The sequence below is a fragment of the Shewanella sp. KT0246 genome (assembly GCF_019654955.1).
Lineage (GTDB): Bacteria > Pseudomonadota > Gammaproteobacteria > Enterobacterales > Shewanellaceae > Shewanella > Shewanella goraebulensis.
Genome location: NZ_BPEV01000001.1, coordinates 85452 through 97695, shown reverse-complemented (window position 1 = coordinate 97695; position 12244 = coordinate 85452). Strand labels below are relative to the sequence as shown.

The 12244-nt window shown below is 39.8% G+C and carries 14 protein-coding genes; 4 read left to right on the top strand and 10 right to left on the bottom strand.

The features are described from left to right. Nucleotides 1–202 precede the first annotated feature (202 nt). The 7 genes from K5Q58_RS00480 to rplU all read right to left on the bottom strand — a co-directional run bounded on the left by K5Q58_RS00480 (nucleotide 203) and on the right by rplU (nucleotide 4459). On the bottom strand, nucleotides 203–595 hold the full coding sequence (locus K5Q58_RS00480) for a DUF3718 domain-containing protein (RefSeq protein WP_220751502.1): 393 nt from the start codon (nucleotides 593–595) through the stop codon (nucleotides 203–205). 86 nt (nucleotides 596–681) lie between these two features. Further along, nucleotides 682–1158: a type 3 dihydrofolate reductase gene (gene folA, locus K5Q58_RS00475; protein WP_220751501.1), complete on the bottom strand. Its 477-nt coding sequence runs from the start codon at nucleotides 1156–1158 to the stop codon at nucleotides 682–684. A gap of 27 nt (nucleotides 1159–1185) precedes the next feature. Beyond that, nucleotides 1186–1653 (bottom strand): threonine/serine exporter family protein, encoded by a 468-nt coding sequence (locus K5Q58_RS00470; RefSeq protein WP_220751499.1) that lies wholly within the window; start codon nucleotides 1651–1653, stop codon nucleotides 1186–1188. Further along, entirely contained in the window at nucleotides 1650–2414 is a 765-nt protein-coding gene (locus tag K5Q58_RS00465; RefSeq protein ID WP_220751497.1) for a threonine/serine exporter ThrE family protein, read from the bottom strand. Before K5Q58_RS00465 ends, K5Q58_RS00470 begins: the two co-directional genes overlap by 4 nt. Nucleotides 2415–2477: 63 nt before the next feature. Next, the gene (gene cgtA, locus K5Q58_RS00460; RefSeq protein ID WP_220751495.1) at nucleotides 2478–3644 is read right to left on the bottom strand and encodes an Obg family GTPase CgtA; all 1167 of its coding nucleotides are present in this window, start codon (nucleotides 3642–3644) and stop codon (nucleotides 2478–2480) included. Nucleotides 3645–3876: 232 nt separating this feature from the next. Further along, entirely contained in the window at nucleotides 3877–4131 is a 255-nt protein-coding gene (rpmA, locus tag K5Q58_RS00455; RefSeq protein WP_055024328.1) for a 50S ribosomal protein L27, read from the bottom strand. A 16-nt stretch (nucleotides 4132–4147) separates the two neighbouring features. Next, nucleotides 4148–4459 carry a 50S ribosomal protein L21 gene (rplU, locus tag K5Q58_RS00450; RefSeq protein WP_102529859.1) on the bottom strand — a complete coding sequence of 104 codons (312 nt, stop codon included), beginning with the start codon at nucleotides 4457–4459 and terminating at the stop codon, nucleotides 4148–4150. A gap of 277 nt (nucleotides 4460–4736) precedes the next feature. On the opposite strand from rplU, the gene ispB reads away from it, so the two are divergent. Next, the gene (gene ispB, locus K5Q58_RS00445; RefSeq protein WP_220751493.1) at nucleotides 4737–5708 is read left to right on the top strand and encodes an octaprenyl diphosphate synthase; all 972 of its coding nucleotides are present in this window, start codon (nucleotides 4737–4739) and stop codon (nucleotides 5706–5708) included. Between the two features lie 312 nt (nucleotides 5709–6020). Here ispB and ung read toward each other — a convergent pair whose 3' ends face one another. After that, nucleotides 6021–6680 (bottom strand): uracil-DNA glycosylase, encoded by a 660-nt coding sequence (gene ung, locus K5Q58_RS00440; protein WP_220751491.1) that lies wholly within the window; start codon nucleotides 6678–6680, stop codon nucleotides 6021–6023. A 99-nt stretch (nucleotides 6681–6779) separates the two neighbouring features. On the opposite strand from ung, the gene K5Q58_RS00435 reads away from it, so the two are divergent. Next, nucleotides 6780–7322, top strand: a complete 543-nt coding sequence (locus K5Q58_RS00435) for a prepilin-type N-terminal cleavage/methylation domain-containing protein (protein ID WP_220751489.1) — start codon at nucleotides 6780–6782, stop codon at nucleotides 7320–7322. Between the two features lie 71 nt (nucleotides 7323–7393). After that, nucleotides 7394–7717, top strand: coding sequence for a DUF3144 domain-containing protein (locus K5Q58_RS00430; protein ID WP_220751487.1), 324 nt, complete (start codon nucleotides 7394–7396; stop codon nucleotides 7715–7717). Nucleotides 7718–7807: 90 nt separating this feature from the next. Here the strand turns inward: K5Q58_RS00430 and K5Q58_RS00425 are convergent, their stop codons facing one another. After that, the gene (locus K5Q58_RS00425) at nucleotides 7808–8425 is read right to left on the bottom strand and encodes a LysE family translocator (protein ID WP_220751485.1); all 618 of its coding nucleotides are present in this window, start codon (nucleotides 8423–8425) and stop codon (nucleotides 7808–7810) included. 170 nt (nucleotides 8426–8595) lie between these two features. Here K5Q58_RS00425 and K5Q58_RS00420 point away from each other — a divergent pair, with 170 nt between their 5' ends. Beyond that, complete coding sequence (locus K5Q58_RS00420) at nucleotides 8596–9126, top strand: thioredoxin family protein (RefSeq protein WP_220751483.1); 531 nt, start codon at nucleotides 8596–8598, stop codon at nucleotides 9124–9126. A 62-nt stretch (nucleotides 9127–9188) separates the two neighbouring features. Here the strand turns inward: K5Q58_RS00420 and K5Q58_RS00415 are convergent, their stop codons facing one another. Continuing rightward, nucleotides 9189–11774, bottom strand: a complete 2586-nt coding sequence (locus tag K5Q58_RS00415) for a TonB-dependent siderophore receptor (RefSeq protein ID WP_220751481.1) — start codon at nucleotides 11772–11774, stop codon at nucleotides 9189–9191. Nucleotides 11775–12244: the final 470 nt, after the last annotated feature.

Below are 12244 nucleotides of genomic sequence, written 5' to 3'. Positions count from 1 at the left end.
ATTTGCAGCAATTAGCGTTTATAAGATTTATGACTTAAAACTGCTCCATAAAAAAACCGCCATTTAGGCGGTTTTTAGACGAATTGTTATTTGTACTAACAAAAGGCGCAAATTAACAATTTGGTCTTGCTTGTTATGGTGTAACTAACCAAACGAACTAGTTACACCTCAACATAACAGGGAACAATACTAAGCGTAATGCTTACTCACCACTGTTAATTCTATCTTGCACTGCAGCAGTAATAGCACTTCCGCTATGACCGTTAGCATTTGCCCAATCAAGAATGCTTTTTCCATCTGCTTCAGGTGAATTTAAATCACCTGCAGGAAGACGCTTGGCAATATACTCACCAACTTCTAATGAATTAGAGTTATAAGCAGTTCTTAATAAACTATTACCTTCGCAAGAAATACCAGTGTAAATATTACGTAATTTTACGCGGCTTTCTTTCAACTTTTTACGTAAACGATTTTTGTCATTAGATTTTACATAATCACAAATGTTTGCGACAAGCTGTTCAGTATTTGCTTCGGCAGGGGTTGACACAAAAGATGCTGCTATTAGGGCTGCTATGGCCACTGGCAGTAAACGCATCTGACACTCCTTTTTAGGTATTTTTATTTTGTACCTACCATCAAGGGTAAGTATCTATTCAGGGTAACACAGGACACAATTTAACATTATTTAACCAAAGTGTTAAAGCTATATTGCAATTGTGATTCATTTATCTCTACAACCTTCTCTGTTAACTTCCAATTACCATCATCCCACTCAGGAAAAAAGGTATCTCCATCAACAGTTAAATCTATAAAGGTTAGATATAAGATATCGGCCACGGGTAGAATTTCTTTATAGAGTTGCCCGCCTCCTATTACAACTAATTCATCACAATCACTAACTAGATCTTTTGCCGCCTCAAAGGAGTTCACGCAACTAACACCGTCAGGTTGATAATCACTCTGACGAGTAATAACAATATTATGTCGCCCTGGGAGTGGTCTTCCTATCGATTCAAATGTCTTACGCCCCATCACTACTGGCTTTCCTAACGTCATGGCTTTAAAGTGTTTTAGGTCTTCAGGTAAATGCCAAGGCATTTTATTGTCTTTACCGATTACACGATTGTTTGCCATAGCGGCGATCATTGCGATGCGCATGTAAAATCCTTATAGATGCTTAAGAAATTAAATAATGGGTCTAGTGCGATAATATACTAGTGAAGGCATTGCTAAACCTACAGCTAAAGCTCCTAGAATAAATACAGTTTTTAAACCATTAAAAATAACTAATGATGTTAAATCACTGCTAATTTGATCTTGTACACTCAATTGCACAATTGAAATTAAAGTATTGTACGCGTAAGTTCCTGGCACCATAGGAATGATGGCAGCTACTGAGTACATCAATGGTGGTGCTAAATGTTTTTTGGCAAATCGAATGGTAATCCCCCCAACTAATGCTGCAGCGGTAAAAGTTGCCCACTCGATTGGCATGTCAAAATGCATTAATAACGTTCGAAAGCTATGCCCTATTGCACCTGCTATTCCGCAATAAATTAAAAATCGCCTTGGAACATTAAACACCATTGCAAAACCTATTGCTGGAATCGCTGAGAAAAATGCGTCATGCAATAATTCTAAAATGAGATTCATAGAAATAAACTCCCTCCTAGTGCCATCGCAAGGGTTATCCCAATTACAGTGGCCAAAGTGAGTAGAGTTGCGTGTCCCCAGCGAGAAATTCCAACATTCATATGGCCTTTCACCATATCTGAAATAGCATTAATCAGCGGAAAACCTGGCACCAGCATTAACACGCTGGCCGCCATAGCTGTTTTGGGCGTCTGGGTGACATCAATCACATAACCCAGTTGAGCAATCATCGTGGTAATAAACGCGGTAATCGAGAAAATGATCAATAAGTTAAAATGTTTTTTAACTAAAGAAAGCCTAACCGTCATTCCAATTGATGATGCAATAAAGGTAATCATACAAGATGCAATATCGCCACCAAATAAGTGACAGAAACTTGCACAAGACAAGCCAATCATGCCAATGACATATTTAGCTGGATAACTTTTAGGTTCTATTTTTTCTAAACGCCGTTTAACTTGCTTGGCATTATAAATGCCCTTTTCAGCCAATAAACAGATTCGCTGAACTTCACACACAATCATCATATTGATGCCGTGTTCTCGAATACGTCTTGTGGTAGTAATACAGCGGCCATGAACTAGGCTGGTTAATACGAGGGAATTTGATGATATGGAAAGTTCAACACTGGCTAGGCCAAGTGCTTTGCCTAGGCGCTGACTGATCTCTTCAACAAGATCAGATTCAGCACCATAAGCTAAGAGTAATTGCGCACTGCGTACCACAAGACGAGTGATATCATTTTGAGTTTCTGCGTACACTGCTCTCTCTTCATTACCCTGTTATTGACTCAATGATAATCGAGTGCAATTTATCTCACAATTTTAGCGTTGATAAATGATTTCTACATCGTAATCATCTTCGTCAAAATCGTCATCAAAATCGTCGTCGTAATCTTCATTTACAGATTCAACATTTGCTTGATGATAATTATCCCACTTGAATTCAACTTCATCTTCAGGACTAGTTGATTCATCTACCGCAGGAAGTGCAGAAATAAAGTCTAATAATTTAAGACTCAAATCCTCAGTATTGGTACGGTTGAATGCCGACATAGTGTAAATGTCGCCTTTCCAATCGATTTCCTTAACGATGTGCTCCATTTTTTCAGCAAGCTCATCTTCTTGAAGTAAGTCGATTTTGTTAAAGACTAACCAGCGAGGCTTAGATGCCAGCTTTGGTGAATACTTCTCTAACTCAGCCACAATTGAACGTGCAGACTCAACAGGATCACTACCATCGATTGGATCAATATCAATGATGTGTAGTAATACCCGACAGCGTTCTAAATGCTTCAAGAAACGAATACCAAGACCCGCACCGTCTGAAGCACCTTCAATCAAACCTGGAATATCCGCAATAACAAAGCTTTGACCTGGACGTGGGCTAACCACACCTAAATTCGGTACTAAAGTTGTAAACGGATAGTCAGCAACTTTTGGCGTTGCACGAGAAACTGAACGAATGAAGGTTGATTTACCCGCATTTGGTAAGCCCAATAAGCCCACATCAGCTAGTAACAATAGTTCGAGCTTAAGCATGCGAACTTCGCCTGCAGTACCAAGCGTTTTCTGTCTTGGTGCACGGTTAGTACTACTCTTAAAACGAGTGTTACCTAAACCATGGAAACCACCTTTAGCCACAAGTAATTTTTGGCCGTGGGTTGTTAAATCACCTAATAGTTCTTCAGTTTCAAAATCCATTGCACGCGTTCCAACTGGAACTTTTAATAACGTGTCTTCGCCACCATGACCAGTACAGTCACGGCCACGACCATTCTTACCGCGCTCAGCAATATAAGAACGTACAAATCGAAAATCAATAAGCGTGTTCATGTTTTCGTCTGCGACTAAAAATACGCTACCGCCGTCACCGCCGTCACCACCATCTGGGCCGCCGTCTGGCACATATTTCTCACGTCTGAAGCTAACGCAGCCACTGCCACCGTTACCCGCTTCAACTTTGATTTTAGCCTCATCTATAAACTTCATACATACTCCTGACACCACTTAATGTGCCAATTATAACCTCAAAAGACTGAGATGTGCAGGGAAGCGTAGAAGATACAATCACCATAAATCGCTTACTGCAAAAAAAATAACTATCAATGCTATGCATCGAAATACTTCATTGAAGTTTAGTTAACTAAATTCAACAATGAGGTAATAAACACAAAAGCCCCGCCAGAAGGCGGGGCTTTCAAAGACTGATTAGAGTCTAGAATTAAGCTTCGATGCTAATAAACTTACGGTTATTAGGACCTTTTACTTGAAACTTAACTTTACCGTCTGTTAATGCAAACAAAGTATGGTCACGACCAATACCTACGTTTACACCAGCGTGGAATTTAGTACCACGTTGACGTACGATGATGTTACCAGCAACAACTGATTCGCCACCGAAACGCTTAACACCAAGACGTTTACTTTCTGAATCGCGGCCGTTACGAGTAGAACCGCCAGCTTTTTTATGTGCCATGAGTTAGACTCCTAAATTATGCGCTGATCGCAGTGATTTTAACTTCAGTGAACCATTGACGATGGCCCATTTTCTTTTCGTGATGCTTACGACGATTGAACTTTTGAATAGTTACTTTCTCACCGCGACCGTGGCTAACCACTTCAGCAACAACTTTACCACTAGCAACTAGAGGAGTACCTACGTGAACGTTCTCACCATCAGCAACCAATAATACTTGATCAAACTCTACAGTTTCACCAGTAGCAACTTCAATTTTTTCTAAACGAACTGTATGACCTTCAGCAACACGGTGTTGCTTTCCGCCACTTTGAAAAACAGCGTACATAGCTATTTCACTCCAAATGGACTAACACTCCGATTCATAATTGTAGATATCGGGTGCTAAAAACTTTTAATGACAATGGGCGCGGATTCTACGGGAAGATTTGCAGTCTGGCAAGCGTTAAATTTGAATCAATAAAAAAAGCTCGGTTTAACTCTCACTATCTAAGAACAAAAGCTGTCTAAGGCATGAAAATTAGTTAAAATTTGTTAATATACAATTTGAACCTTATATAGTGGGCAATATAATTTGCCTGACAGCCTAATAACTAGAGACCATTATGGATTTGAACGCCATTCGTCAACTAGCTGATAATGACATGCAAGCCGTCAATCAGTTAATTTACAAACAACTTGAGTCTGATGTTGCACTAATAAACCAACTAGGTTTTTACATTATCAATGGTGGTGGTAAAAGACTTCGCCCACTACTTTCAGTATTAGCAGCACGTGCAATCGACTATAAAGGTGAAGAGCATCTTAAGTTAGCTGCCATCATTGAATTCATCCATACCGCTTCTCTATTACATGATGATGTAGTTGATGAATCAACACTAAGACGCGGTCGTAAAACAGCCAATGCTTTATTTGGTAACAGCGCCAGTGTCCTTGTGGGTGACTTCTTATATACCCGTTCATTCCAAATGATGACAGAGCTCGATAGCATGAAAGTGCTCAGAGTTTTAGCTGACACCACAAATATTCTTGCAGAAGGTGAAGTCTTACAATTAATGAATTGTAATGACCCAGAAACCACTGAAGAGAATTATATGCGAGTGATTTACTGTAAAACAGCTAAATTATTCGAAGCCGCGACCTTACTCACAGGTGTGATTGCAGATGTGAGTAAGGAGCAACAAACCGCATTAGGTGAGTACGGTAAATTCCTTGGCACCGCATTCCAGTTGACTGATGATTTATTAGATTACACCGCTGATGCCGATGAGCTTGGCAAAAACATCGGTGATGATTTAGCAGAAGGTAAACCAACCTTACCTTTGATTTATGCAATGGCTCACGGTAATGACACCGCGAAGGCCTTAATTAAAGAAGCGATTGAAAAAGGTGATGGCACTAAAGCAATCGATGAAATTGTTGCGGCACTAAAAGAGTCTGGTGCACTTGAATACACTAAGCAAAAAGCTGATCAAGAAGCAGATAAAGCGATTGCTGCTTTAGCGCCAATTGCCGATAGTGAGTATAAAGAGGCATTGATTTCTTTAGCTAAGATTTCTGTTAAGCGTAACAACTAATGTTTTCATTAGTCTGAGCCTAAAGCAGAAATGGCAATCACCACTCCTGCTTACAATAAAAATGCACTTGCCTTTAATTAGCCAAGTGCATTTTTTTATTCATCAATAGAGTGCCGCTTAACTTTACAGTTTAGATTTCGTTCGAAGTAAAGTCATTTTAATCGAGGAAAGTGAATTGCTACCTCGTCATTTAAGCTAAATTCACTCAACAAAAAGTGTTATTAATCGCCCCCCTTTAGGACAGCGTTTAGTTGGCAAAAACAGCCATAAAAGTTCAAAAGGTCCTAGCCTGATTTCACGTAATAATTGGCACTACACCTGCCAATTAATCGTTTTATCGCCTTGTTGCTTCAAAAGCTGATTCACTTTTGAAAAATGCTGGCAACCGAAAAAGCCACGATATGCCGATAGAGGCGAAGGATGAGGCCCTGTCAAAACATGATGTTTAACGGTATCAATAAGCTTGCCCTTTTTCATAGCATGGGCTCCCCAGAACATAAATATCAGCGGTTCCTCTCGCTCATTGAGGCATTGCATTACGTTATCAGTAAAAGTCTCCCAGCCAGCTTTTGAATGCGAATGAGCCTTACTTTCCTCAACAGTAAGAACGGTATTTAATAACAGCACGCCCTGCTCTGCCCATTGAGTTAAATTTCCATGTGTTGGAATATCAAACCCATCGATGTCTTGATGCAATTCTTTATACATATTAACCAGTGAAGGTGGCGTTTTAACTCCCGTTTTTACAGAAAAACATAAACCATGAGCCTGACCAGCCCCGTGATAAGGGTCTTGACCGAGAATGACGACTTTTACTTTATCTAAAGGCGTTAACTCAAATGCACTATATATTTCCTCCGTAGGCGGATATATCACTTTATCAAGCTGTTTTTGATTTTCCAAAAAAAGTGTTAATGCTTTGAAATACGGCTTAGCTTTTTCTAATGTTATGAACTCTTTCCAACTATTCATCTGGTTATTTACCTCATTCAAAATACAACAACTCGCACAAACACATCATTTACATTAAAATTTAATTACAACAAGGATAAAAAAGGATGTTCATTTACCATGCAGAAATTGAACACCAACAGAGTTTCAGGCTTTACCCTAATCGAATTAGTCGTAGTCATTATAATACTCGGTGTGATTGCAGTAATAGCGTTACCTAAGTTTATCAATATTAAACAAGATGCTGAGATTTCAACAGTACAAGGTACTGGGGGCGCTTTTTCGAGTGGTATCTCACTGGCTAACGTTAAGTGGGCAGCTTTAGGTAATTCAGGCCCTGCGGACAATTTACAAATTTACCCAAATGCTGGCGCTGATGGTCAACTCGATATCAATCAATGGGGATTTCCTGCGCAAAACTGGCCACCATTTGAGGCTTCACCTCGACTAAATAATGAGAATGATTGCATGTCAGTGTGGGAAACCATTTTACAAGATGCTCCTTCGATATCTGATACCGCAGCTCCTGAAGATACACTCTACCTAGCCACCTACATCAATCCTGATCAATGCCGTTACTTTTATAATCCTTTGCCCGCGCTATCGATTTATTATGACTCCCGTAACGGCCAAGTGATCACAGATTCTGATCCTAATTCGTAATTGACTCTTTATTCTGTCGCTAAAGTAGGTAGACTCTTGGCTAATTTTTAAATCATTATGAGAAGATTTTCATGTCTGAAGAAAAAACAGAAACAACCATGTATCAGCTAGCTGATCAATTTATTGCATTAGCAAACCAGCTTGGTCAAACTGAAAATGACATTGGTAAAGTTGGCACAGCCTTACGCTTTGCAGCTGCTCGTTATAACGCATTCGAAGCCGCAATCAAATCAGCTGACTTAGAAGCTGAAAAAGAAAATGCTTTAAACTGGTTCTCTGATGAATACAAAGGCATGTTGAACGAGAATTTAAACGACCACATTAAGAATCCTCCAGGCGGACAAAAAGCCACTGAAGAAAAAGCTGATGACTCTGTGCAAGTATTTAAAAACTAAATAATACTTAGCGTCATATAAAAAGCCATCTCTCGATGGCTTTTTACTTTTCTAACTGACATTTTTAAACTTAGTTTGGCAGTTTAACCCCTAAAACAAGTTCACTATCACTCTGATAGCCAGCAAAATGAGTACGATTCCCGACAGTTTATCTATTAAAGCTGCTTTATCCCTTAAACGGGATAGTATCGGCCCATGGGATAAAACAACCGCGATAATCGTATACCACAGTCCATCAATCACCAGCGGTGTCAGTACAATCAGTGCTTGGCCAGTTGATGCTTCTGCAGCCATAACAAACTGACTGAATAAAGCCAAAAAGAATAACAGTATTTTAGGGTTAAATAGCGAAATCGCTAATCCATCGCGAGCTGCTTGTAATAAACTGCTCGACTCTCCAGATTGAAGTTTTTGCTCCATCCCACCTTTTGACTGCAGTGCTTGTAGCCCCATCCAAGCAAGATATAGAGCCCCCAAAATAGCAATACCATTGAAAACAATTGGCGACTTTGCTAACACAACAGCCAAGCCTAACAGGGTCACCAATGCGTATACGCCGATACCTATTGAATGCGCCCACGCACAAACCACGCCATGTAATCGGCCACCCGATAATGTATGCCTTAACACCATCGCTAAACTCGGCCCTGGCGACATTGCGCCCAAACAACAAATGGCTAATAAACCTAGCCAAGTACTCAATGCCATTGTTAACCCCTTTTACTCATTAATGCAGGTATCACCTAAGCATCGAAGGAAATTTTAAAGGCGTACGTTATCATGATTTTAGGATAACAACATTCATTTAACCTCAGCTTAAGCAAAGCTTGATATAGTGAGCTAAATTACTCATTTCATTTTGCAAGAGATTATAAACAATGACATTGATGCTTCCGTTACTACTCGGGCTTTTACTTGCCGGAATCGCTTTGCTTATTTTTTTGAAAATTAAAGGCAAGAACATACCCACTGCTATTATATTTCTACTGGGTTTTATGACCTTATGTTTTACCGGGGTATACTCTTTTCTCAATAAAACTGAAGATTATAATGCCTATCAGCGCCTGCAGTGGAAGCCATTAAACCCCGCCCAAATTGATCCTTTAGTTGAGCAGGGTTATACCGTATTTGTTGATGTAGATGCTGACTGGTGTCTACCGTGTCGCGCGAATAAAGCCAATGTTACTCATCGCGAAAAGGTCGTTATCGCGCTAGAAGCAGACAACATAGTGCTGATGAAAGGTAATTGGAGTGAACCTAATGCCATGATAGAAAACTATGTGGGCATGGAGGGCGGTATGGGTACACCATTTAATAAAGTTTACGGCCCTAGTCACCCACAAGGCATCGTGCTTCCCGTTGAGTTAACAATCAATGCTGTTTTTCAAGCTCTCGCTGCTGCGAAATAATTGTATTTTTTGTAATAAAAAAGACTGCCAAGGCAGTCTTTTTTGTTTTCAAACTAAAAAACTTAAAATGAATAGCTCAGCTTACCGTAGTAAAACCCACCATTGTAATCAAATGGACCACTTTCATAATAGACTGCACCTAATGCTCCTTGAGTGCCATCTTTAAGTTCTTGTGCTTCTTGGTCGAACAAGTTGTTAGCACCGACAGACAAAGTTAGCTGTTCAAACATAGTGTAGCTAACTTCCAAATCGACAGTAACAGCGGAATCAGCCGTTTCAGAACCCCAGTCTGAAGTATCATCAGCATGAGTTGCATAGTACTCACCAAAGTAATTACCGCGCAGTGATACGCTTAAGTCATCCCAAGTTTGACCCCAAGTTAGTGTTGCACGATGAGCTGGAATACCATCTTCTAAACGACGAACTTTACCTTCATCTGTTGTATTCGGGTCGAATTTATCAACACTTGTGTCAGTCCAGCCATAAGCAAGGCTGAACATAGTATCACCCGCCAATAACTCCGTTTCATAAGAACCGACAATATCAACACCTTGTGTGGTGGTATCAAAATCATTGGTGTAATACGTTACTGCAGAAATAAGTTCAGGGAACTCCACTCCAGCATCTCGTAAATCGTCATAATCTTCTGCTTTAACTTCAATTTGGCTTGATTGAGCAATACGACCTGTAACTTCAATATTGTAGTAATCAACGGTTAAGAAGAAATCTTCATACTCAAACACAGTACCAATGGCATAGTTCACAGATTCTTCTGGCTCTAACACTTCACCGCCATAAAATGCAGCTAATGGATCTGTAGGAGGAGCAATAAAGGTCTGAATTAGATCGCCATTGACGATTGATGTTTGTGTATTAACAACATTTTCTTGTCCAACTGTTGGCGCTCTGAACCCTGTACTGTGAGATGCACGTACTGATAGGTAATCAGTAAATGAATATTGAGTTGAAATCTTATAATTTAATGTATCGCCAAAGGTAGAGAAATCTTCATAACGAAGTGCCACGCCTAACAACCAATCATCCGTTAAGTAAGCTTCAACATCTGCGTAAATACCGATATTACTACGGTCATTCTTACCCGCAGCTTCTGGACCAAAACCTTTAAAGCCATGAGAACCAATATTGAAACCTTGATCTGCATATGGACCCGCTATCCAAGATGCTTCTTCACCTTGAGTAATTTCAAATGATTCTTCGCGCCACTCAAAACCGGTTGCAAAGCTAATGTCTTCAATCGAACCTAAGGTAAAGTAACGAGAAAAATCAAGGTTAACGGTTGTTTCAACTTGCTCATAGGCACCGGTATCAAAGTCAGTTTGTGTATCTTCTGGGTTAGCCGCTAAACCAAGTGAAGGGTTTAAAGAGTTGTACAAACTAAAACTAGATTTGTTCGAACCTGTACCAGCACTAGCGTCATACATCCACTCGCCTAATTCACCTTCAATACCAGCGAAGAAAGACATATCTTCAATCGTGCCAGCAAATTGAGGAGTATAACCACCTGGGCGAACTTGGTTCATAGAGAAACAATTAGCATCAGCAACCATTGCTTGATATGCCGCAGTGTCTAAAACGTTGCCATCCGAACCATCAGCATTTTTTGGGATTGGCACTGGAGCACAGGTTGATTGGTCGCCGTTAACAGCACCCACTAATAAGTTTTCACCACCATCAACTGAGTAAACATTGCCACGGTTATGTGGGTTACGGTAGTAGAACCCACCAATCGCTTCACGTGACGATACATTACCAAAAGCATAAATACGGTGCTTATCATTTAAATCAAATCCAGCATTAACAAATACGGTGTAATCATCATTAATTTCTGGATTCCCCCAAACTTGCGCAGGATCATTAACGTAAGTATTGCCTTGTTCGATTAAGTTTGCAGCATCAGGACGCTGAACACTTCGGCTAGTGGCATCTGCGGTTTTATACTGCGCACTAATGTTAACAAAGCCAGCATCGGTAAGTGGTAAGCCAATGTTGCCATCGATAGTCGTTGTAGCACCATCACCTTCATAGTACTCGCCCTGACTGATACTGATTGAACCGCCTTCAGCACTATCTTTTAATTGGAAATTCATCACACCAGCAATAGCGTCAGAGCCGTATTGTGCTGCAGCGCCATCCCGAAGTACTTCTACTTGTTTTAACGCAATACTCGGAATAACCGAAATATCAGGTCCTTGAGCACCGTCATTAATACCACCGCCTTGGAAAGCAATGACTGAAGCACGATGACGACGCTTACCATTGACAAGGATCAAAGTACTGTCTGATGGTAAGCCACGTAAATTTACTGGGCGTACCAGCGTGGCAGCATCACTAATTGGTTGAGCTCGTGAATTAAATGAGGGGACAGATGTCACTAACATATCAATCATGTCAGTAGAACCATTTTTTCTTAGGTCATCAGCACTAATAATATCAACGGGGACAGGAGATTCACCCACTGATCGGGGTGCGGCTCGGCTACCGACTACGGCAATTTTTTCTACGTTTTCTGCGACTTCTTCGTCTTCAGCCATTGCTTGTGTCGACATAACAGAACCGGCCAAAGCAACTGTTACCGCAAGACTTAACGAATTTAAGCCAAACTTCCTTTTCTTTAGATTAGTCATCATTTGTGTCTCATTATTTATTATATTTATGTGTTTGTGACAGATGTTTTAATCGCCTGAACGAGTAAAAATCGTCTCTCCCAAAATGAAATAACTTCATTCACATTTACATTTCTATAACAAATAGAACCTAATTGCTAACAATTTCTATTATTAGTCAAAACAATCAACGTGTTTAACACTTAAATTTAGATAATTAAACCAAAACAGAAGGGAAATCAGACAAATAACAGTTAAATCAACCAACTATTAGCAACTACTTAACTAGATAAACCTAGAGAACCGACTAATTTCAGTTCAAAAAACCATCATTACCACTTTAGTTGTACAGAGATCTTTAGCAACAAAATGGAGTAAAAACTCTATATTAATTAAGATGATAAATAATAATTATGTTGACCTTTTATACAAAACAGCACTAATCTAAACGCTCGTTTGATTACCTAAAAAATATAAAATAACAAAGGTGGTAA